Consider the following 22816-nt stretch of genomic DNA (forward strand, 5'->3'; position numbering starts at 1 on the left):
GGGTCGCACCGGATACCGATGGCAGGCCCCGGCGGCTAGGGTGCGGGCAGCCCTTTCCGCCCGGAGCCGCCCCCGTGTCCGAGATCTACGGCATCGATTCGAGTACCTATCATCGCCTGCCGCCGGAGGACCAGGAGGCGATCCGCGCCAGCTACCAGGCCGAGCAGGCCGAACCGCAAACCCCCGTCGCCGGGACGCCGGCGACCCCGGAGACGCCCGCGGTCGAACCGGTCACCTTCGCCACCGCGCAGACGCCCGCCGAAGCGGTCGACGCGATCCACGACCTCGCGCTGCCGACCTGGACCGACATCCCCACCGGCCTGCCCGACGAGGACCGCCGCTCGCTCTACGAGGCGCGCGTGGAAACCTTCAACGAGCGCCGCGCCGCGCAGGCGCAGGCCGTGCTCGACCGGCTGGAGCCGCAGCTGTCGGACTACGACATGCTCAACGGCGCCACGCGCTCGTTCGAATACGGGCAGGCGCGCACGCATTTCAACAACGATCCCTACGTGCAGCAGCTGCGGCGGATCGTCGACGAAGCGACCACCCACCCGACCGAAATTCCCGCCTACCTGCGCAACGGCGACGGCCCGTCCACCGACGTCACCCGCCTCGACATCACCCAGGTGCGCACCGCGCTCGGCGTGCTCGGCGTCGACCTCCCGGCCGATGCCTCGCCGGCGCAGGTGCAGGCCGGCTACGACATCCTCGCCGCCGCGCCGGACGGCGTGCTGGCGTGGGCGATCAATCCGGGCCAACGGGTCGAATTCCAGACCCCGGTCGCCGGCGCCGCGACGCTGCCGCTGCCGGTGCGCGGCAGCGCCGACATCAGTCTGGTCGGCGAAGTCGACATGTCCGGCGTGCAGACCGGCATGGACTTCAGCCAGACCCAGACCTTCGAAATGGAGGTGCAGATGCAGGCCGGCGCCACCGGCGCGATCGGCAGGACGCCGCTCAACCGCTATTACGAATGGGGCACCCGGCTCGGCGTGCTCGGGCCGGAGGCGCAGCGCCTGGTCGAAGGCTCGCCGCTGCTGCGCAACGTGGTCAAGGGCCTGCCGATTCCGATCTCGGGCAGCTACGAGCAGTTCGCCGGCACCCGCGTCAGCTACGAGGCGGTGGTGACGCCGGAGCAGGGCGCGCGCATCGCCGACGGCGACCTGTCGGCCGCGCCCAATCCGCTCGACCCGATGTCGATGCCGGTCGGCACCGGCGTGCTGATCCGCGGGCAGACGCTCACCGGCAGCCACTTCGAGGCGAACTACAAGCTGCTGCACGTCAACGGCACCACCACCGACCTCTCCGGCCAGGGCTTCGGCGTGCGCCGGATCGACGCCAACACCTTCGAGATCGTCGCCGGGGACGTCGACACGGTGGAGAACGAGATGTTCGTCGGCCTCGGCTACCGCGGCATCGCCGCGATCGGGCTGAGCTCGGACCGCAGCCTCGAGGAGCGCTCGATGTCGGTCGCGCGCCTGGACCTGCGCACCGAGGAAGGGCAGGCCGCCTACCAGGCCTTCATGGGCGGCGGACAGATGCCGGAATGGTCGCCGCCGGGCGTGCTGCAGGCCGGCACCACCGAAGTGCTCAACGCCGAGCACACCGCGCGCTTCGGCGTCGAGGTCGGCGGCTTCGGCTGGGGCACCGAGATCAACAGCAGCGAACTGAACATCGTGCAGACGCGCTGGGCCGACGGCAGCACCGAGTACATCAGTTCCTACCAGGCCGGCGACAACCACTACAGCGAGGTCACCTGGACCACCGACGCGCGCGGCGAAACGGTGCCCGACAGCGTGAGCTACGGCATGGTGCTGGCGAACCATGACCCGACGCTGGCGGCGTCCATCAACGACGCCTACAACCGCGACATCGCCAATCCCGAAACGTCCTACGGCAGCTTCGACGGCGGCCAGCACGTGCGGCTGGAGTTCACCGAGGCCGAGCTGATGCAGATCCGCGAGGATGCGCGCGACTACATCCTGCAGCTGCAGGGCGACCATGGCCAGGACAAGCTCGATGCGCTCGACGCCGATCCGGTCGTCGCCTTCGGCCTGACCGAATCGCTGGCCGCGGCCAAGACGCCCGACGAAGTCTTCCGCGTGCTGTCCAACGACTTCTACAAGGAAGAAGTGTCCGGCGAACTGCTCGCGATGAGCCTGCAGCTGGGCACGCACCCGCCCGGCACGCTGACGATCCGCGACGCCGGCTGAAGCATTTGAATGTCATCCCGAGCGCAGCGAGGGATCTTCTTACCGGTGACTTCGTGGTTTCCGGTCGCGCTGCAGCCGCGAGGGGAACGAAGCCTCAGTCCGGGTTCGCCGCAACCGCAATGCCGTCGCCCTGCGCAACATCGTCCGCGCGCGCAGGGCGCTCCGCGGCTTCGAGCAGCCGCAGCGGCTTGCCGTCGTAGCGGTAGTCCAGTGCGTCCTGCAGCGTGCGCATGGCCGCGACCTGCGCGCACATCGCGTCCGCGCGTGTTTCCAGCGCCGCGATGCGCGCCTCCAGCCGCTGTTCGATCTCGGCTTCCATCTTCTCGGCGCGGCGCTCCATCCGCTCCGCGCCGCCCGGCGTGAACACCGCCCACAGCACGCTGCGGCCGATGCTCGCGGCCATGCGCTCGGCGGCGGCCTCGACGCGCGCCTCGAACTCCTCGCCGAACACGTCCTGGTCCCAACGCCCGGTGCCGAGCGTGCGGTCGACGTGGGCCATCGTGTCCTTGCGGAAATCGTCGAGCCTGCGCGCCTTGCGTTTGCTGCCGGTGATCGCCTCGACCGCGGCGGCGAGCGAGTCGAAGGTGATGTCGACGGTCTCGCGCGCCAGGCCCGCGACCTGCGGCATCAGCGCGCGCGATTCGGCCTCCAGCCGGCGCAACCGCTGCGCGTCGGCGGCACTGATGTCCTGCACTTCGCGGTCGATGCTGAGCTCGCCGTCATGGAAGAAGATCTCTTTCGGCGCGCCGGCGTCGCGATACAGCCACACGCCGCCGCCGTCGACCAGCACGTTGTAGCCGGTCGACAGGCCGCACTGGCTCGAGGACAGCTTCGGCTTCGGCGGGTCCGCCTGCGCGAACGCGGGCAGGGCGAGCAGGGCGGCGAGGGCGAAGGCGGTCAGCGGGCGCATGGCGATGGGGAGGCGGGCGACGGGCCGCAGCATCGGCGTGCAGGCGTTCGTGCGCACGTGCGGAAAGTCAGCATGACCATCCGCGATGGCGGTGATGGCTGCGCCCCCAAAGCCGTCATCCCGGGCGCAGCCGAAGAGCTCGGGATGACAATCGGATTGAGATGACAATCCGGTCGAGACGACAGTCCGCCGACCGATGCGGAACGATCAACCGCCCAGCGCCACCCATGCCGGCGCGTGATCGCTCGGCCGCTCCCAGGTGCGCGGCTCCCGGTCGATGCCGGATTCCGCCGCTTGCGCGCGCAGCGCGTCGGAAACCAGGGTCAGGTCGATGCGCAGCCCGAGGTTGCGGCGGAAGCCGGCGGCGCGATAGTCCCACCAGCTGAAGATGCCGGCCTCATCGTTGTGCAGGCGGAACGCGTCATGCAGGCCCAGCGCCTGCAGCCGCTTCAGCGCGGCGCGCTCGGCGGTGGAGGTGAGGATGTGCTCGTCGTTCCAGACCAGCGGATCGTGCACGTCGCGGTCCTCGGGCGCGATGTTGAAATCGCCCAGCACCACCATCCGCGGATGCCGCTGCAGTTCCTCCGCCAGCCAGCCGTGCACCGCGTCCAGCCAGCGCAGCTTGTAGGCGTACTTGTCGGTGCCCACGTCCTGGCCGTTGACCACGTACAGGTTGACGATGCGCACGCCCTCGACGGTCGCCGCGATCACCCGCTTCTGCTCGTCCTCGAAGCCGGGGATGCCCGCCTGCACGTCCTCGATCGCACGATCGCGCGCGAGGATCGCCACGCCGTTGTAGGTCTTCTGCCCCGAGAACACGCTGCGGTAGCCGAGCGCGGCCAGCGCATCGTCGGGAAAGCGCGCATCCTCGAGCTTGGTTTCCTGGATGCCGACGACGCCGGGACCTGCGTCGCGCAGCCACTGTTCGAGGTGCGGCAGGCGGACGTTGAGGGAGTTGACGTTCCAGCTGGCGATTTTCATGGGCAAATGAATCTCTTCTTGTATCCGTTGGATGGATTCGTTTCGTGTCCGGGAGGTGGCTCTGGCTACCCGGCCCTGCCCGGAATGATCGCACCGGGCCTGCAGCAGGTGGCGCGGAAACCCGGCTCCCCGGCAGGCACGCCCCTGGCCATCCGCGCGCCCTCCTGCACTCCGCGTCCAGTCGGGATCGCCTGTACCCCGGTCGGTCGTGTTTACCACGCCTTCAAGGGCAGGACGCTGATCCTTGTTGTTCCGGAGGGTGACAGATCTCCTCCGGGAGAAGACATCGATCCGGCAACGGCGTGCGCAAGGCTTTGCTGTCCGCAATCCCCCGCCACCGGGCATCCGGCGACGGGAGGCGCGAGCCGGCCCGCGGTCCCCTCGCCGACCGTTTGCCTGCCGACGGGCCATTTGCTAACGTCATCCGGCTGGACCAGGGGGGTCGGTTTCTCATTGTTGGTGGCGGTCAGTAGCCCAGTCTTTCGGGATGGAGGTGAGCCGTGACGACAAGCGCCCCGTTGCAGGTTGGACGCGCAGGCCAGGGCCCGGATGACGGCGCGTCCAGCTGGTCCGACGCGTATGCCCGGTTTCTTTCCGGTTCGCTCGCAAACGCGCAGAAGACGCTGCGGCTCTACCAGCAGACGCTGGAATGCGTCGCGGCCGGGCGGTTGCCGTCCACGATCTTCCAGGAGTACTACCCGCGCTTCGTGCAGCGCCACGGTGCCGTGTACGGCGAGCGCCTGTCGCAGGTCTTCGCCGAATTCATGGGCCGGTTCGCCGAGTTGAACAAGCGCAATGCGGCGTCGCCGGCCGATGGCGACGACGAGGTTCCGCCGCCGGTGTTCGATGCGCGGGCCCCCGCACGCTGGCTCGAGCAGTACGCCGAGTATGCGGGCAAGCTCAATGCGTCGGCGCTCAAGGCCTATCGCAGGCAGCTGGACCAGGTTGCCGAAGGCACGCTGTCTCCCGAAGATGCCCAGCAGAAGGCTGCCGACGACATGTCGCGCGGGCTCGAGCACTACCTGCGCGACGCCGGGCAGCTCTACCTGCAGCTGATGCTGGAACTGGACGGGCTGCGCGGAGGTTTCGAGGGCGAGTACCTGGGCGGGATGCTCGCGCTTGCCGACGATCCCACCAAGGAAGAGGTGACGGCGGTTGTCCTGCAGGCGCCGTTGGGCGGCGTCGCGTTCCAGTCGTTCACCATCGAGAACACGACCGACGCGCCGATGCCGGTGCGCTACCTCGCGACCGAGGTGCGCCGCATGGACGGCGTCGGCCCCGCGTTCGCGCCGAAGGTGACGATCGCCCCGGAAGTGCTCGAGCTCGCGCCGGGCGACGGGGCGACGATCAGGCTCTCCCTGCCGCTGGAGGCGGATCGCTTCGAGGTGGATGTCCCCTGCGTCGGCTTTCTCTACGTCATGGATGAAGGCGAGCGGCGCGTCGACCTGCAGCTGAGGATCGTCGCGACGGCGCCTGTCCGGGAACAGGAAGAATGAGGGGAAGCCGGGATGAAGCGCGCACGTGCCGCCAGGGAATCAAGGGCCGTTGCGGGTAACGCGACCGCGCATGGGGAGCCGATCGCCATCGTCGGCATGCGCGGGCGTTTCCCGGGCGCCAACAGCCTGGACGAGTACTGGCACAACCTGGCCGGGGGCATCGAATCGATCACGGTGCTCGACCCCGAGGACATGCGCGCGGCCGGCGTGCCCGACCACATCTCGCGGCTGCCCGGCTATGTCAATGCATCGCCGGTGCTCGACGACGTGGACAAGTTCGACGCGCAGTTCTTCGGATTCTCCGCGCGCGACGCCACGCTGACCGACCCGCAGCACCGGCTGTTCCTCGAAGCCGCATGGGAGGCGCTGGAGGATGCCGGTTACAGCCCGGACGCCTTCGGCCGGCCGATCGGCGTGTTCGGCGGGTGCGAGCAGAGCACCTACCTCTATCACCTGTACCAGAACCAGGAGGCCCTGAAGTACATCGACGGCATGCAGCTGATGGTGACCAACGACAAGGACCATCTGTGCACCCAGGTGTCGTACCGGCTGGACCTGAAGGGCCCGAGCGTCGTCGTGCAGACGACCTGTTCGACCTCGCTCGTGGCGGTGTCGATGGCCTGCGAAAGCCTGCATCACGGCCGCTGCGACATGGCCCTGGCCGGCGGCGTGACGGTCCGGGTCCCGCAGCGCGGCGGCTACTTCTACACCGCCGGCTCGATCCTGTCTCCGGACGGGCACTGCAGGCCGTTCGATGCGGGCGCGCAAGGCACCATCGTCGGCAGCGGCGTGGGCCTGGTCGTGCTCAAGCGGCTGGACGATGCGCTGCGCGACCGCGACAACATCCGCGCCCTGATCCTGGGCACGGGCATCAACAACGACGGCCACGACAAGGTCGGCTACACCGCGCCGAGCGTCAGCGGGCAGTCCGCGGCGATCCGGGCCGCATACCGCAGGGCGGGCATCTCCGCCTCGTCGGTCGGCTACGTGGAGGCGCACGGAACCGGAACGATCCTCGGCGATCCGATCGAGATCACCGCGCTGACGGAGGTCTTCCGGGAAGCGAGCGAACGGCGCGGCTACTGCGGCATCGGTTCGGCGAAGTCGAACTTCGGGCACCTGTCCTGCGCGGCGGGCGTCGCGGGCCTGATCAAGGCCGTCCTGGCGATCGAGCGCGGGGCGATTCCGCCGACCGTGCACTACACCTCGCCCAATCCCGCCATCGACCTCGCGGCGAGCCCGTTCTACGTGACCCGGGAACTGACCCGGTGGCACAGGAACGGCACCCCGAGGCGGGCGGGCGTGAGTTCGTTCGGGGTCGGTGGAACCAATGCCCACATCGTGATCGAGGAGGCGCCGGCGCCCGCGGAGGTAACGGGCGCCAGGCCGTTCCAGGCCATGACGGTATCGGCGCGCAGCGAGCTGGCGCTGTCGAGCGCGGCGGAACGGCTGGCCGACCACCTGGAGCGGCATCCGGAGATCGAGCTGGCGGATGCCGCCGCCACGCTGCACCTGGGTCGCAAGGCGTTCGGCTTTCGCAAGGCCGTGGTCGTGGCGACGGAGGATCGCGCCGCTGCGATTTCCGGATTGAGGTCCGCGGCGAAGCAGCCGGCCCGGGCCTGTCCCTCCGAACGCGCCGTGGTCTTCATGTTTCCCGGGCAGGGCTCGCAGTATCCCGGCATGGCGAAGGGCCTGTACGACAGCGAGGCCGTCGTCCGGGAGATCGTCGACCGCTGCGCCAGGCATCTGAAGAAGCGGCTTGGCCAGGACATCAGGAAGATCATCTTCCCGACCGCGCGTTCCCGCGCGGATGCCGCCGAGGCGCTCAAGGACACGCAGTGGGCCCAGCCGGCGCTGTTCACCACCAGCTACGCGCTGGCGAAGCTGTGGCTGTCCTGGGGCGTGCGGCCTGCGATGATGATCGGCCACAGCGTCGGCGAGTATGTCGCCGCGACGCTTGCCGGCGTGATGACGCTCGAAGACGCCCTGACCGTCATCGCCAGGCGCGGCCAGCTGGTCTCGGCCCTGCCGCGCGGATCGATGCTCGCGGTGATGGCGGGCGAGGACGTGGTGGCCCGGTTCGCCAGGGGCAAGGTGTCGCTCGCGGCGATCAACGCGCCCGGGTTCTCGGTCCTCTCCGGCCCCGCCGGCGCGATCACCCGCGTCGAGAAGGCGCTGGCGCAGGAGTCGATCGCGGCCCGCAGGCTGCACACCTCCCACGCCTTCCATTCGTCGATGATGGATCCGATCCTCGCCGGATTCCGGTCCGCGTTCGACGGCGTGACGCTGCGCGCACCGGAGGCGCCCTTCGTGGCAACCCTGACGGGAACGCTGGCGGGCGACGAGGTGGCGCAGCCGGACTACTGGATCGCGCAGCTGCGCCACGCGGTGCGCTTCGGCGACGGGCTGCGGACGATCGCCGAAGGCGACACGTCCGCCGGCAAGGACCCGGCCTACATCGAGGTGGGCCCGGGCAATGCCCTGACCACGTTCGCCGGCGCCGCGGCGAAAGCCGCGGGCAGGAAGATCGAGTGCGTGAACTCGCTGCCGGCCGCGGAGAGCCCGACGCCGGATGCGCAGACCATGCTGGCGGCGCTGGCGAAGCTGTGGAGCATCGGCGTCCACGTCGACTGGAGCGGGTTCCACGAGACCGAGCAGCGCCGGCGGGTGAGCCTGCCGACCTATCCGTTCGAGCGGCACAGCTACTGGGTGGGCGCATTGCCCGATGCGAAGGCCAAGGCGGCGGAACTGCGCGACACCTCGAAGTGGATGTACAAGGCGACATGGAAGGCCACCCCGGCGCCGAAGCCGGAGCCGGACGCCCTCGCCGGCAGGAAGATCCTGGTCTTCGATGACGCGCAGACGCCCGGATCGGCGATGGTCGCCGCGCTGCGGGCCGCGGGCGCGCAGCCGATCCCGGTGCGCCGCGGCGATCGGTTCAAGGCGACGCGCGGCGGCTATGCGATCGATCCGGCGCAGGTCGACGACTATCACCGGCTCGCGGGCGAGGTGTGCGCGGGCGAGGACAAGCTGGCGGGCGTGGTGTATTGCTGGAACGCGTCGCCCCCGGCGGACACTGCGCTGGACGATGCGGCGACCGTGGCCTTGCTGGGCCCGATGCAGCTGGCACACGCGCTCAGCCGCCAGCAGACCGTGCGCCCGCTGCCGCTGCTGTTCGTGGCGCGGGGCACCGCGTCGCTGGATCCGGAGGATGCGCTTGATCCGGCGCGCGGCCTCGGTGCCGGGGTGGCGCGCGTGCTGCCGCAGGAGCATCCCGGCCTGCGCGTTGCGCACGTGGACGTCGATGCGGACAAGACGGTGGCCGCGATGCTCGTGGCGGAACTGGCGGCGGGGTTGCCGGATCCGGCGATGGCGTTGCGCAAGGGCCAGCGCTTCGTCGAGGCCTTCGCCGGCGTGGCAACCAAGCCCCCGGGCGCACCGCTGGACCTGCCGGCGTCGCCGGTGGTACTGATCACCGGCGGCCTCGGCCACATGGGGCTCCACCTCGCCGAAGTGATGTTCGCCGGCATCGGCGCACGGCTGGTGCTGCTCGGCCGGACGACGCTGCCGATCCCCGCGGAATGGGCCGCGGCGAGCGAGGACCCCTCCGTTTCGGAGGGCCAGCGGACGATCCTGAAGCGGCTTGCGACGATGCGCGGCAAGCGCGACGACGTGATGGTGCTGCGGGCCGACCTGAACAAGGCGCCCGACGTGATGGAGGCCGTCGACCTCGCGGTGCAGCGCTTCGGGAAGATCGACATGGTCGTCCACGGCGCTGCGCGCATCGATGCGGCCGCGTTCGCGTCCGCCGCCGACACCGGCCGGGAGGTCATGGAAGCGCAGTTCTCGCCGAAGATCCGCGGGCTCTACAACATGATGGCGGCGATGCGGGGGCGGGAACCGGCGCGATGGGTGCTGCATTCGTCGGTCTCGGCGATCCTGGGCGGGCTGGGCCTTGCGGCGTATTCGGCCGTCAATGCGCTGCTGGACGTGCTGGCGCTGCAGCAGGGCAAGCATTGGCTGAGCATCGACTGGGACGCGTGGGACAACGCCGCCGAGGCGCAGAGCGTGAGCATGCCGTTGGCGATCAATCCGCCGGAAGGGGGCGATGCCCTGCTTCGCGTGCTGGCCTCGCCCCTGGGCTCGCGCGTGATCGTCGCGGTGAATCTCGAGGAGCGCCTGCAGGCGTGGGTCCAGCACAAGCAGGCCACGCCCGCGAACGGCGCCGGCACCGAGCTGCATCCGCGACCGGACCTGGCGACGACCTACGCCGAGCCGCGCAATGAGGTGGAGCGTGTCCTGGCGGAAATCTGGGGAAGCCAGCTGGGCATCGATGCGGTCGGCATCCATGACCGGTTCTTCGACCTCGGCGGGCACTCGCTGCTGGCGGCACAGGTGGCGGCGGAGATCTGCGAACGCTTCCAGATCGAGCTTCCGGTGCTGAAACTCTTCCAGGCGCCGACGATCGGCGAACTGGCGGTGATCGTCGCCAGGGCCCAGGCTGGCGAGGTGGACGAAAAGGCCGCGGGACTGCCCTTCGAGCAGCTGGAGGCGACGGAACTCAAGGGCGATGCGCCGGGCGTCGCGGCAAAGCAGGGCTATCGCGACTTCTACGACGACGTGTCGCGGCGCCTGCGGCAGTCGGGCGTGGGCGAGGCCTCGTTCTTCCTCAACTATGGCTATGTCAGCACGGATGCCGGCGAGGACGAGTCGCGCGTCGAGGTGCCCGAGCAGGTGTTCAATCGCAACTCGGTGCGGCTGGTGCACGAACTGATCGGAGCGACCGCGCTGAAGGGCAAGCGCGTGCTCGACGTGGGCTGCGGGCGCGGCGGGATGGTGGCGCTGATGGCCGAGGTCCTGCAGGCCAAGGCGGTCGGGATGGACCTGTCGCCGGAGGCGATCGCCTTCTGCCGCGGCACGCACGGGAAGGGCACCCGGTTCGAGGTCGGCGATTCCGAGAACATGCCGTTCAAGGCCGCCGCTTTCGACGTCGTCACCAACGTCGAGTCGTCCCACACCTATCCCAACCTGCGCGCGTTCTATGCCGAGGTGGCCCGGGTCATCCGCAAGGGCGGCGTGTTCCTGTACACGGACCTGCTGCCGGTGGAGCGATGGCTGGAGGTGCGCGCGATGCTGCCCCCCCTGGGATTCGGGATCCTGGGCGAGCGCGACATCACGCACAACGTGCTGGCGTCATGCGACGAGGTGGCCGCCACGCGGGCGCAGGCGTTCGGCGGGCATGACGCCATGATCGACAACTTCCTGGCGGTGCCGGGCTCCGCCGTGTACGAGCAGATGAACAGCGGCGCCTGGCAGTACCGGATCCTGCGCGCGCAGCGCGCCTGACCGGTCAGCAGCAGCAACCGCACAGGCAGCTGACCCTGTGCGCGTGGCAATGGTCGGGCAGGACCGCGACCGCGACGATGAGCGGGCGGATGAGGCAGCCGTCGGCGGCCAGTCGCGCGTAGCCGACCGTGCACGACTCGAGCGTGGCGCGGGCCGGTCCGGCGTCCGCGGACACGTTGACGGCGGCCTCCCGGAAGTTGCCCTGCCCGCAGTCGATGTTGACCGTCACCAGGACGTTCTTCCGGCTGCACGGGCCGAGGGTGAACGTTGCGTCCGAGAGCGAGGCCTTCCACGGCAGCGGATGTCCGCCGTCGGTGTTGAACCCGCCGATCTGCAGGCTGACCTGGCGCTCGCGGCGCGAGTCGTTGTCGAAGGTGATCGGAATCTTGCGGGTTTCGCCGCAATAGGCGTATTCGACGATGTCCGCGCACTGGATGCAGCAGTTGCAGCTGCAATCCTCCGGTTCGTCACGGCAGCCGCAGCCTTGCTGGCGCCGGTGGTCCGGCGCGAATGCGTTGGCGGCGGGGGCGAGCGCGGAGGCCATGCCGGCCGGCGCCTGGTACAGGTTGGAGTAACCCCGGTTGAGGTTACTCATGAAATCGCCGTAGTCCATCATCCGCATCCTGCGGCTGTCGTGGCAGTAGCCGTAGAGGACTTCCGGTCCCTTGGCCTGTGCAGGGTCGTTGGCGTAGCGGGAGGACTGCATGATGGGTCTCCTGGCGGGAAGGTGCGCGCGGCTACCCGCCGATGCGGACGCGAAGTCCACGGTCGTTGCGCGTCACGGTGGATTCGGATCGGGCGCCTGGCCGCCCGTGCTCGCCATCGGCATGGTGCCCGCAGCACGGCGCGCCACGCGCCGGATGGTTCAGCAGCGTCTCGTAGCTGCCCGAGCTGTTGAAGCCGAACAGTTCCACGCCCATGACGACAAACCCGAAGTGCTGCGAGTACGGCTGCTCCATGCGTATCGGCGGCAACGGCGCGATCTTGATCGTCTGGCACGAATCCACGGCCACCGGCTTGAGGTCGACGACGGAGTTCGTGTTGGAGTTGCTGGTGACCGTCAGCGGCTCGATCTTCAGCGGCTCGACCTTCAGGCCGACCTTGGAATCGCCATTCACCGTCGAGGTGGTGGTGATGGGCCCGATCTCGGGAATACGGACGCTGATATTGTCCAGGTCGCTGTCGACATGGATGGTCGAGCCAGTGCCTCCGATCCCGAGCGTGAAGTCCTTCGGGATGCTGGGGGCCGATCCTCCCTTGTTCATCTGGCGCTCTCCCTGGTTTTGCCGCGCTTGGCCGCCTTCTTGCGGCCATCCGCGGCTTTGCGGCCATAGTTGGCGGTGGTGTAGATGTCGACCGACAGCGCTGCGTTGTACAGCTGCAGGTTCGCCCAGTAGTGGCGCAGCGGCTTCAGCGTGGCCGGCAGTTCGAACCGGATCTCGACGGCAAGCTTCTGCCCGGGATGCAGGACCATCGCCGGCCGGCGGGTGACGAGCGTGCCGGCGTTGAGCTCTCCCCACTTCAGCAGGATGCCCTTGACCATGGCCTCGATGGTCGACTTGTCCGAATCGTTGATCCCGGCCACCAGCGCCGAGGCGAGGTCGTTCGAGTCGACGATCGGCGTCTCGCACAACTCGCCGGTCGGGAGGTCGACATTGCCGGCGTTCTCGACCACCAGGGTGCGCGTGAAGCTGGTCGTGCTTCCGGCCAGGATCGTGATCTGCGCGGGACTCATCCGCAGGTCGACCACTTCCTCGACATGCGCCTCGACCGGCACCGTGGTGTCGCCGACGGTGATCTCGAGCCGGTGACTGCCCGGAGGCGTGCTCGAATCCAGCATGATGGTGCCGGGAACATCCGCCTGCTCGCCCGGGTGCAGGCGGGCATAGAACGGCATCGTTCCCAGCGGCAGCCTGGCGGCGCCCTTCAGCGACGGCGAGGACAGCCCGATGCTGCGCAGCTTGAGCTTCGCGTCGCTGTGGTTGACCAGGGGAATCAGGCCGGTGAGCGCCTGCGGGGGGCCGGTGAAGAACAGCCGCTTCTTCGACGTGCCGGCAAGCTGCAGCGAAGGTCGCTCCGCTTCATGGGTAGCTGCCATGAACGACGTGCCTCCCTGACAGGACGCAACTTGACGGATGGCATCCTACTGCCGCCCGCTCGGCAGTGTCAAATGCGGCCGAATCGCGGCCAAGACCCGGTGCGGGTGGCCGGAAAAAAGGGGGCGTCAGCCGCCATCGGCGCGATGTCCACCGGCCGGAACAACGCCAGCAGCAAGGCCCGGCAGCCGGGCACCGGCGGCGAGGGATCGTCGTGGTCCGGCGCAGGTTCCAGTTCACGATTTCATGCGGCGACTGCAGGCCTAGAGCGAGGACAAGGCCTCGCCGACGAACTCGAGCAGCTTGCCCGCGACGTCGCCGGCGCCGTCGAGCAGCCCGGCGCCGAGATCGATCAGTTCGATGGCGCCGGAGATGTCGGTGGCGCCTGCCTGGCGCCTGGCCGGTGGCCGCGACGCCTCGAGCATGCGCATGCGCTCGCCGGCGTCGAGCCAGACGCCGCTGCAGCGTGGACAGACGTCGATCTCGACGCCACGGTGCATGATCGCGACCAGTGCGCCGTCGTCGTCGGGACAGCGCAGCCTGCGCGCGCTGCCGGCCGCCTGCAGGCGCTGGCGCGGGATTTCGCCGAGGCTCGCGCGCACCAGTGCGCCGGGCATCCACAGCCCGGCGCAGCGCGGGCACTGGTGTTCGGCCTGGCCACCGGGCAGCGCGATGGCCTGCATGGTGGATCGATCGACCGGGCAGGCGGGCATGGCGTCAGCGCACCAGGAAGTCGATGAACTTCGCCACCTTCGCATACGGCGGCTTGAGCAGGTCGCTGCCGGCGCGGCGCGGCTGCCACAGGATCGGCAATTGCTTGCTCATGGCGTCGAAGCCGGCGCGGCCGTGGTAGGCGCCCATGCCGCTGGCGCCGACGCCGCCGAAGGGCAGGGCGTTGATGCCGAAGTGCAGCAGGGTGTCGTTGACGGTGACGCCGCCGGCGAGGGTGTGGTGCAGGATCCGCTCGACGCTGGCGCGGTCGTGGCTGAAGGGGTAGAGCGCCAGCGGGCGGTCGTTGGCGTTGACGTGCGCGATCGCGGCATCGAGCGAGTCGACGCTGCGGATCGGCAGGATCGGGCCGAAGATCTCTTCCTGCATCACCGTCGCGTCGTCGCCGGGTTCGAGCACCAGGGTCGGCGCGAACAGGCGCGTGGCGGGATCGTGCGTCGATGTCAGCGCAACGATGTCGAGCCCGCGCGCGCGCGCGTCTTCCAGATAGCCCTGCAGCCGCGCGAACTGGGCGTCGTTGATGATGCGGGTGTAGTCGCCGGCGTCGGACAGGTCGCCGTAGCGTGCGGCGACTTCATCGCGCAGCGCCTGTACCAGCGCATCGCGGCGCGCGGCATCGCCGACCAGCAGCACGTAGTCCGGGGCGATGCAGGTCTGGCCGCCGTTGAACCACTTGCCGGTGGCGAGCCGCGCGGCGGCGCGTTCGACCGGCATGTCGTCGCAGACGATCGCCGGCGACTTGCCGCCCAGCTCCAGCGTCAGCGGGGTGAGGTTGGGTGCGGCCGCGGCCATCACCTTGCGGCCGACCGCGGTCGAGCCGGTGAACACGAGGTGGTCGAGCGGCAGCGCGGCGAAGGCGGCGGCGACTTCGGCGCCGCCGGTGGCGACGGCGACGCGGTCGGCGGGAAACACCTCGGCCAGCAGTGAACGCAGGAAGTCGGCGCTGCGCGGCGTGTGCTCGGACGGCTTGAGGAAGACGTGGTTGCCGGCGGCGATCGCGGTGGCGAGCGGGATCAGCGCCAGGTTGACCGCGTAGTTCCAGGGCGAGATCACGCCGACCACGCCCACCGGCTCGCTGCGCACCTCCGCGCGCGCCGGCCAGAAGCGCCAGCCCGTGCCCACGCGCCGCGGCTTCATCCAGCCGCGCAGGTGGCGGCGCAGGTGGTCGAGTTCGGTCAGCACGGTCATGCCGTCGGCGATGACCGACTCGTGACGCGAACGGTGGCCGAAATCGGCGGCGATGGCGTCGGCCATCTCCGGCAGGCGGCGCTTGAGCGCGTCGCGCAGGCGCGCGAGGTCGTCGCGGCGCTGCGCGGGACCGGGCTTGCGGGCCTGCCAGGCGTCGCGCAGGTGGGCCAGGGTGGGCGCCAGGTCGGCGACCGCTGTCTCGGGGGTGGCGTCCATGTCCTGCAAGTGTAGGCGCGGCGGATCGAGCCGGAGCACTACAATGCGCGTCCATGACGCCCCTGCCTGCCCGCCTGCGCCGCTATCGCGGCAAGCTGCCCGAACTCGGCCAGCGCGTGTACATCGATCCCTCGGCCGAGGTGATCGGCGACGTGGTGCTGGGCGACGACGTCTCGATCTGGCCGATGACCGTGGTCCGCGGCGACGTCAACTTCATCCGCATCGGCGCGCGCACGAATGTCCAGGATGGCGTGGTGGTCCACGTCAGCCACGACGGCCCGCACCTGAAGAACGGCGGCTTCGCCACCGTGATCGGCGAGGACGTCACCGTCGGCCACAAGGCGATCATCCACGCCTGCCGGATCGAGGACGCCTGCCTGATCGGCATGGGCGCGGTGGTGATGGACGGCGCGGTGGTGAAAAAGCACGGCTTCGTCGGCGCCGGCGCGCTGGTCCCGCCGGGCAAGGTGGTGGGCGAGGGCGAACTGTGGCTGGGCAACCCGGCGCGGTTCGTGCGCCGGCTCGACGACGCGCAGATCGAGGCGCTGTACTACAGCGCGCGGCACTACGTGCGGCTCAAGGACGACTACCTGGGCGAAGCGCTGGGCTGAGGTTGCGCCTGCAGGTCGGATGCATCGGCGACGAACGGCCCGCGCTACAGTAGCGCCGGTACGGGGATCGACGCGGCGGACGCTTGGACGGACGGGGGAACAGGGGCTTGGCAGACGCGATGACCGCATCGGACGCGGTGGCCGGCTGATGCTCGATACCGTCCGCGAGATCCACACGCCCGAAGGCGTCGCGCTGCGGCTGCCCGCCGCCGGCCCGGTGCCGCGCGCGTTCGCGTGGTTGATCGACCTGTCGATCCGCTTCGCGCTGGTGCTGGTCGCGTCGATGTTCCTCGGCTTCCTCGGGCGCGTCGGCATCGGTGTCTATCTGGTGTTCCTGTTCCTGGTGGTCTGGGCCTATCCGGTGGCGTTCGAGGCGATGTGGGACGGGCAGACGCCGGGCAAGCGCGCGATGAGGTTGCGCGTGCTGGCCGCCGACGGCGCGCCGATCGGCTGGATGGCGGCGTTCGTGCGCAACCTGATGCGCACCGTCGACATGCTGCCGTTCGGCTATGCCTTCGGCCTGTCGTCGAGCCTCATCGATCCCTGGGGCCGGCGGCTGGGCGACATCGTGGCGCGGACGATGGTGGTGCACGCGCCGCGGGTACGCGAAGCCGCAGGCGCGCACGTCAATGCGATCCACGCGCCGCCGGTGCCGCTGCTGCCGGGCGAGCAGGCGGCGGTGATCGCCTTCGCCGAGCGCGCCGGGACGCTCACGCCGCAGCGGCAGCAGGAGTTGGCCGGCATCGCCGAGCCGCTGACCGGCGCGCAGGGCGACGCCGGCGTGGTGCGGCTGTTCGGCGTGGCCAACTGGCTGACGGGGCGGCGCGCATGAGGCAGGACGCGTTCGTCGCCCGCCACGAGGCCGAGTGGCGCGATTTCGAGACCTGGCTGGAGAAGCGCGGCGAAGTCTCGGCCCGCCTGCGCGCGGCGCGCAGCGGCGACGGCCTGCGCGACGACGAGATGCCCTCGCGCTACCGCCGCCTGTGCCAGCAGCTCGCGCTGGCGCGCCGACGCGGCTACAGCCCGCAGGTGACCGCGCGGCTGCAGGCGCTGATGCAGCGCGGCCACAACGTGCTGTATCGCGCGCCGCCGCCGCCGTGGCGGCGCGCACTGCGTTTCCTGCTCGCCGATTTCCCGCGCCTGGTGCGCGCGCAGCGCGGCTACCTGTGGCTGGCGGCGGCGCTGTTCGCATTGCCGACGCTGGCGCTGTTCTTCGCCGTGCAGCAGTGGCCGGAGCTGGCGCACAGCGTGTTCGATCCGCAGCAGCTGGCACGGTTCGAGTCGATGTACGACCCGGCCGACGGCTCGCACAAGCTCGGCCGCGAGAGCGAGACCGACGTGGCGATGTTCGGCCACTACATCCTCAACAACGTCAGCATCGGCTTCCGCACCTTCGCCTCCGGTCTGCTGGCGGGCGTGGGCACGGCCTTCGTGCTGGTGTTCAACGGCGTGGTGTTCGGCGTGCTCGCCGGGCACCTGCAGGCGATCGGCCACGGCGATCCGTTCTGGCGCTTCGTCGCCGGGCATTCGGCGCCGGAGCTGACCGCGATCGTGATCGCGGGTGCGGCCGGGCTGCGGCTGGGGCTGGCGCTGCTGGCGCCGGGGCGGCTGCGGCGCGTCGATGCGCTGGTCGAGGCCGGGCGCGTGGGCGCGCGGCTGTGCCTGGGGATCCTGGCGATGCTGGTGTTCGCGGCCTTTGTCGAGGCGTTCTGGTCGTCCACCGGTTCGATCCCGGCAGCGGTGAAGTTCGGCGTCGGCGGGTTGCTGTGGGCGCTGGTGCTGGGGTGGTTGGTGTTTGGTGGGCGAGGCGATGACGAGCTGGCGCGGCACCGCCGCGCCGTCATGCCGAGCGACCGGCCATGGATGGCCGGGCCGGGCGATCCGAAGGCGGAAATGTCCCGCCATGGACGGCAGCCGGGAGCCGACAGGGAGCAGCACTTTGCGCCTTGACCAGGTCCGCGTCGAACTGCGCCCGCGCTCGCCCTGGGAAGCGGTGGAACTGGGCATGGCGCTGGTGCGCCGCCACGCGCGCGCGATCTGGCGGCCGTGGGCGGCGCTCACGCTGCCGGCGTTTGCGCTGCTCAATGCGCTGGTGTGGGCGATCGACGCGCTGTGGCTGGCGGCGCTGGCGATGTGGTGGCTGCTGCCGTTGTTCGACCGCATCGTGCTGTTCGTGCTCTCCCGCGCCGTGTTCGGCGACGCACCGACGCTGCGTCAGGTGCTGGCCGCGCAGCGCAGCTGGGGCTGGCGCGGGATCGGCGGGCGACTGGGCTGGCGCCGCGCCAGCCCGTGGCGCTCGATCGCGATGCCGGTGGAGCTGCTCGAGGGCCTCGACGGCGATGCGCTGCGCGCGCGCAGGGCGGTGGTGGTCGACGGCATCCAGGGGCATGCCTTCCTGCTGGCGCTGGTGTGCCAGTTGTTCGTGGCGGCGCTGCTGGTGTCGCTGCTGTCGCTGGTGCTGATGTTCGTGCCGACCGAGCTGCTGTCCGAATCGGCGCGGGCGATGTGGGCGCTGATCACCGAGGATCCGCCGCGCGGCGCGCAGCTCGCGCTCAACTTCGCGCTGTGGCTGGCGATGTCGGCGATCGAGCCGTTCTTCGTCGGCGCCGGCTTCGGCCTGTACCTCAACCGGCGCGTGCGGATCGAGGCCTGGGACATCGAGATCGCGCTGCGGCGGATGCGCGCGCGCATCGCGCAGTCCGCGGTCCTGGCGCTGTCGCTGTTCGCGCTGTCGCTGATGCTGCTGTCGCCACCGGTCGCCGCGCAGGCCGGGCAGCGCATCCAGGACGAGCGCGCGCGCGCCGCGCAGATGTCGCCGAAGGCGGGCGAAGCGGCGACGCCGCCCGCGGAGGAGGCCTCGACCCTGGCCCGCGTGTTCGGCGAGGATGCGGTGGTCGACCACAGGCCGTTCCGGCAGGCGGTCAAGCGCGCCTACGAGGATCCGCTGCTCAACCGCAGCCGCACGCAGGCCGGATGGGAGCCGCGCAACAAGAAGGTGCCCGAACCGCCGAAGGACATGCCGCCGTGGCTGCGGACGCTGGTCAAGGTCCTCGCCCTGGTCGGCGAATACGGCCTGTGGCTGTTGCTGGGCGTGCTGCTGCTCGCGCTGGCGCTGACCGCGAAGCGTTGGTGGCCGTGGATGCGCGGGATCGGTGGCGGCGCCGTCGCGGAAAGCGAAATCGTGCAGACCGTCGCGGTGGAACCGGAGGCGTTGCCCGAAGACCTCGCCGCCGAAGCGCGCCGGCTGTGGCGCGAGGGCCGGCCGCGGCGCGCGCTGGCGCTGCTGTACCGCGGCAGCGTCGAGGCGATGGCCGCGCGCATCGGCGTGGCGCTGGTGCCCGGCGCGACCGAGGCAGAATGCCTGCGCGCCTCGCGCCGCATGCCCGACGCCGATGACCGGAGCGCATTCGCGCGCATGGTCCGCGTCTGGCAATACGCCGCGTATGCGCGGCACCTGCCGGCGGACGACGAGTTCGAGTCGCTGCTCGGCGAACTCTCGCAGCGCTTCGGGTGGGCGCGATGACCGGGCGCGCGCGGACGATCGTGCTGGGCCTGCTCGGCCTGCTGTGCCTGGCGCTGTTCGCGGCCTGGTGGCACCACACCTACGTGCGCGTGGTGCGCACGGTCGCGCTGCCGCCGGGCGGCGAGGCGGCGTACAACCCGCTGTACGCGCTCAAGCGCGCACTGCGCGTGGACGGCGTCGACGTGGATTCGCGTCAGCGCCTGGACCTGGCGAAGACCACGCTCGGTCCGCGCGATACCGTGCTCGTGTCCGGCGATCCGCGCACGTTGAGCACGCGCGAGGTCGACGACCTGCTGTACTGGGTCGGCGACGGCGGCCACCTGATCGTCACCACGCCGCGCGGCTGGTGCTTCTCCGACGCGCGGCCGTGGGAGCTGCTGCCGCAGCTCGGCCTCGCGCTCAAGCCCGGTTCCGGCGGCTGCGAGACGTTCATCGTGCCCGGCGAGTCGCGCCACGTGGAGTTCTGCAGCGGCACCCGCTTCACGCTGCAGGGCATCGATCCGCTGCTGTCCTGGGGCGATTTCGCGAACGGCTTCGTGTTCGCCCGCCAGCAGCGCGGCGACGGCATCGTCGACGTGCTGTCGTCGATCGACTTCATGCAAAACGACGCGCTGGACGAGGGGCCGCACCTCGCGCTGACGCGGCAGCTGCTCGACCCGAACTACGGCGAAGGCACGATCCACCTCGTCTACGCCGCCAACGTGCCGCCGCTGTGGCGCCTGCTGCTGGAACAGGCGTGGATGGCGTGGGCGCCGCTGCTGCTGGCGCTGCTGGCCTGGCTGTGGATGCGCGTGCAGCGCGTCGGCCCGGCGATGCCGGCGCCGCCGGAGGCGCGACGCTCGCTGCTCGAACACGTGCAGGCCAGCGGCGAGCACCTGCGCCGCCACGGCCTGTCGTCGCTGCTGCACGCCGCGGTGCGCGACGCCTTCCTCGCCCGCCTGCGCCGCCGCGACCCGCTGGCCGCGGCGCTCGAAGGCGTGGCGCAAGCGGAGGCGATCGCGGCGCGCACCGGCCTGCCCGCCCCCGACATCGAACACGCCCTGCGTTCCCCGCGTCCCCGCGACGGCCAGGATTTCCGGCTGCGCGTGGCCCGACTCATCGAGATGAGAACACGACTATGACCGACTCCGCTTCCGTTCCCGCAGCGATCACCGGCGACGCCCTGGCCGAACGCGTCGCCCGCGTTCGCGACGAAGTCTCCAAGGCCTTCATCGGCCAGGCCGACGTGCTCGACCAGATCCTGGTCGCGCTGCTCGCCGGCGGCCACGTGCTGATCGAGGGCGTGCCGGGCCTGGGCAAGACCCTGCTGGTGCGGGCGCTGTCGCGGGCGCTGGGCTGCGGGTTCGCGCGCGTGCAGTTCACCCCGGACCTGATGCCGAGCGACGTCAGCGGCCATGCGGTCTGGGACGCGCGCAGCGAAACCTTCAGCGTGCGCCGCGGCCCGATCTTCACCAACCTGCTGCTCGCCGACGAGATCAACCGCGCGCCGGCCAAGACGCAGTCGGCGCTGCTGGAGGCGATGCAGGAGCAGCAGGTCACCATCGAGGGACAGGGCTTCGCGCTGCCGCCGCCGTTCATGACGCTCGCCACGCAGAACCCGGTGGAGCAGGAGGGCACCTATCCGCTGCCCGAGGCGCAGCTCGACCGCTTCCTGCTCAAGGTGCTGATCGACTATCCCGCGCACGCCGACGAGGTGGCGATGGTGACCGCGATCAGCGAGGGCAGCGTCGCCGCCGGCTTCGACCTGTCGCAGGTGGCGCAGGTGCTCGACGCCGGCGAGATCGTCGCGCTGCAGCAGGGCACCGCGATGACCACGCTGGATGCGGCGGTGATCGACTACGCGGTGCGGATCGCCGCGGCGACGCGGACCTGGCCCGGCATCGCGCTCGGCGCCGGGCCGCGCGGCAGCCTCGCGCTGGTGCGCACGGCGCGCGCGCAGGCGGTGCTGTCGGGCCGCGATTTCGTCACGCCCGACGACGTGCGCGAAGTGGCGAAGCCGGCGCTGCGGCACCGCATCGCGCTGGCGCCGGAGCTGCAGATCGAGGGCCAGGATGCCGACCAGGTGCTGCACGCGCTGCTGGCCAGGGTGGATGCGCCGCGCAAGTGAGCGCCGCGCCCGTCCGCCGTCCGGCTTCCAACCGTCGCGCTCTGCCGCGACCGGCGCCTGGGCTGGTCGCGTGCGCCGTCGCCTGGGGCCTGCTCGGCGTCGCGACCAGCATCGGCTGGCTGCCGGCGCAGGCGTGGGCGATCGCCGGGCTCGCGCTGGCGGCGCTGGTGCTGGTCGATCTGGCGCTGCTGCTGCGGCTCGGTGTTCCGGACGTCGCGCGCAGCGTGCCCGAGGCGCTGGCGCTGGGTATCGAGCGCGAGGTGCAGCTGCATCTCGAACCCGGCGCGCGACGCCTGCGCGTGGACGTGCACGACCTGCACCCGGGCGGCTGGGACGTCGAAGGCCTGCCGCGCCGGCTGGCGCTGGCGCCGGGCATGGTGTCGAGCGTCGGCTACCGGCTGCGGCCGAACGAACGCGGCAGCTTCGCGTTCGACGGCGTGCACCTCGTGCTGCATTCGCCGCTGCGGCTGTGGCGCCGGCTGTGCGTCGCCGGCGCGGCGCAGCGCGTGCGCGTGTTTCCCAACTTCGCGCCGCTGACGAAGTTCGCGCTGGTCAGCGCCGAGCAGGCCTCGCGGATGATGGGCGCGCACATCAAGCGCCGCCGCGGCGAGGGCACCGACTTCCACCAGATGCGCGAGTACCGCGTCGGCGACAGCCTGCGCCAGATCGACTGGAAGGCGACCTCGCGCGCGCGCAAGCTGATCTCGCGCGAATACCAGGACGAGAAGAACCAGCAACTGGTGGTGGTGCTCGACACCGGCCGGCGGATGATGGCGCGCGATCCTGCCATCGCGCACGCTGGGGGCGAGCTGGCGCACTTCGACCATGCGCTCGATGCCTCGCTGCTGGTCTCCTACCTCGCACTGCGGCAGGGTGATGCGGTTGGTTTGCTTGCCACCGGCGGCGAGCGCCGCTGGGTGCCGCCGCAGCGCGGCATGGCCGCGATCGACACCCTGCTGCGCGCCAGCTACGACCTGCAGCCGCAGCCGGTGGCGACCGACTACCTCGCCGCCGCCACCGAACTCTCGCTGCGCCAGCGCCGCCGCGGCCTGCTGATGCTGGTGACCAACCTGCGCGACGAGGACATCGAGGACGTGCTGGCGGCGGTGCGGATGCTGCAGAAGCGCCACCTCGTCGTCGTCGCCTCGCTGCGCGAGCGCGCGCTCGACGAGGTGCTGGAGCAGGACGTGCACGACCTCGCCGCCGCCGTGCGCGCCGGCGCCACCGCCCGCTACCTCGCCCAGCGCGCCGCCGCGCACGACGCCCTGCGCCGTCATCGCGTGATGGTGCTGGACGTGACCGGCGAGCAGCTGCCTGCGGCGCTGGTGGAACGTTACCTCGCCATCAAGCGCGACGGATTGCTGTAGGGCGGGCCTTGGCCCGCCGCTGCCTGGCCTTGCGAT

At 70.7% G+C, this 22816-nt stretch carries 17 protein-coding genes; 10 read left to right on the plus strand and 7 right to left on the minus strand.

The window, feature by feature from the left end; genetic code table 11:
- The first annotated feature begins 74 nt into the window (after positions 1-74).
- On the plus strand, positions 75-2210 hold the full coding sequence (locus tag FQY83_RS05435; protein ID WP_146385847.1) for a hypothetical protein: 2136 nt from the start codon (positions 75-77) through the stop codon (positions 2208-2210).
- A 94-nt stretch (positions 2211-2304) separates the two neighbouring features.
- On the opposite strand, the gene FQY83_RS05440 is transcribed toward FQY83_RS05435, so the two are convergent.
- Positions 2305-3120, minus strand: a complete 816-nt coding sequence (locus FQY83_RS05440) for a DUF2884 family protein (protein ID WP_146386336.1) — start codon at positions 3118-3120, stop codon at positions 2305-2307.
- Positions 3121-3327: 207 nt separating this feature from the next.
- Positions 3328-4101, minus strand: a complete 774-nt coding sequence (xth, locus tag FQY83_RS05445) for an exodeoxyribonuclease III (RefSeq protein ID WP_146385849.1) — start codon at positions 4099-4101, stop codon at positions 3328-3330.
- Between the two features lie 500 nt (positions 4102-4601).
- Here xth and FQY83_RS05450 point away from each other — a divergent pair, with 500 nt between their 5' ends.
- Positions 4602-5597 (plus strand): hypothetical protein, encoded by a 996-nt coding sequence (locus FQY83_RS05450; protein ID WP_146385851.1) that lies wholly within the window; start codon positions 4602-4604, stop codon positions 5595-5597.
- Between the two features lie 12 nt (positions 5598-5609).
- Positions 5610-10943, plus strand: a complete 5334-nt coding sequence (locus FQY83_RS05455) for a type I polyketide synthase (protein ID WP_146385853.1) — start codon at positions 5610-5612, stop codon at positions 10941-10943.
- A 4-nt stretch (positions 10944-10947) separates the two neighbouring features.
- Here FQY83_RS05455 and FQY83_RS05460 read toward each other — a convergent pair whose 3' ends face one another.
- The 5 genes from FQY83_RS05460 to FQY83_RS05480 all read right to left on the minus strand — a co-directional run bounded on the left by FQY83_RS05460 (position 10948) and on the right by FQY83_RS05480 (position 15172).
- Complete coding sequence (locus FQY83_RS05460; protein ID WP_146385855.1) at positions 10948-11649, minus strand: hypothetical protein; 702 nt, start codon at positions 11647-11649, stop codon at positions 10948-10950.
- 31 nt (positions 11650-11680) lie between these two features.
- Positions 11681-12208, minus strand: coding sequence for a hypothetical protein (locus tag FQY83_RS05465; RefSeq protein WP_146385857.1), 528 nt, complete (start codon positions 12206-12208; stop codon positions 11681-11683).
- A complete protein-coding gene (locus tag FQY83_RS05470) occupies positions 12205-13041 on the minus strand; it encodes a COG1361 family protein (RefSeq protein WP_146385859.1) in 837 nt (278 codons plus the stop codon). The genes FQY83_RS05465 and FQY83_RS05470 overlap by 4 nt, the downstream gene beginning before the upstream one ends.
- A gap of 261 nt (positions 13042-13302) precedes the next feature.
- Complete coding sequence (locus tag FQY83_RS05475; protein ID WP_158636435.1) at positions 13303-13752, minus strand: TFIIB-type zinc ribbon-containing protein; 450 nt, start codon at positions 13750-13752, stop codon at positions 13303-13305.
- A 4-nt stretch (positions 13753-13756) separates the two neighbouring features.
- Positions 13757-15172: a coniferyl aldehyde dehydrogenase gene (locus FQY83_RS05480; protein ID WP_146385861.1), complete on the minus strand. Its 1416-nt coding sequence runs from the start codon at positions 15170-15172 to the stop codon at positions 13757-13759.
- A gap of 53 nt (positions 15173-15225) precedes the next feature.
- Here FQY83_RS05480 and FQY83_RS05485 point away from each other — a divergent pair, with 53 nt between their 5' ends.
- From FQY83_RS05485 to FQY83_RS05515, 7 genes are all read left to right on the plus strand, one after another.
- Entirely contained in the window at positions 15226-15783 is a 558-nt protein-coding gene (locus FQY83_RS05485; protein ID WP_146385863.1) for a gamma carbonic anhydrase family protein, read from the plus strand.
- 148 nt (positions 15784-15931) lie between these two features.
- Positions 15932-16615 carry an RDD family protein gene (locus tag FQY83_RS05490; RefSeq protein ID WP_146385865.1) on the plus strand — a complete coding sequence of 228 codons (684 nt, stop codon included), beginning with the start codon at positions 15932-15934 and terminating at the stop codon, positions 16613-16615.
- Positions 16612-17733, plus strand: a complete 1122-nt coding sequence (locus tag FQY83_RS05495; RefSeq protein WP_146385867.1) for a stage II sporulation protein M — start codon at positions 16612-16614, stop codon at positions 17731-17733. Before FQY83_RS05490 ends, FQY83_RS05495 begins: the two co-directional genes overlap by 4 nt.
- Positions 17723-19306, plus strand: a complete 1584-nt coding sequence (locus tag FQY83_RS05500) for a DUF4129 domain-containing protein (RefSeq protein ID WP_146385869.1) — start codon at positions 17723-17725, stop codon at positions 19304-19306. Before FQY83_RS05495 ends, FQY83_RS05500 begins: the two co-directional genes overlap by 11 nt.
- Positions 19303-20427, plus strand: coding sequence for a DUF4350 domain-containing protein (locus tag FQY83_RS05505; RefSeq protein ID WP_146385871.1), 1125 nt, complete (start codon positions 19303-19305; stop codon positions 20425-20427). The genes FQY83_RS05500 and FQY83_RS05505 overlap by 4 nt, the downstream gene beginning before the upstream one ends.
- Complete coding sequence (locus tag FQY83_RS05510) at positions 20424-21413, plus strand: AAA family ATPase (protein ID WP_146385873.1); 990 nt, start codon at positions 20424-20426, stop codon at positions 21411-21413. The genes FQY83_RS05505 and FQY83_RS05510 overlap by 4 nt, the downstream gene beginning before the upstream one ends.
- Entirely contained in the window at positions 21410-22780 is a 1371-nt protein-coding gene (locus tag FQY83_RS05515) for a DUF58 domain-containing protein (protein ID WP_425478598.1), read from the plus strand. Before FQY83_RS05510 ends, FQY83_RS05515 begins: the two co-directional genes overlap by 4 nt.
- Positions 22781-22816 lie beyond the last annotated feature (36 nt).

The sequence above is a fragment of the Luteimonas marina genome, from assembly GCF_007859325.1.
GTDB classification, from domain to species: Bacteria; Pseudomonadota; Gammaproteobacteria; order Xanthomonadales; family Xanthomonadaceae; genus Luteimonas; species Luteimonas marina.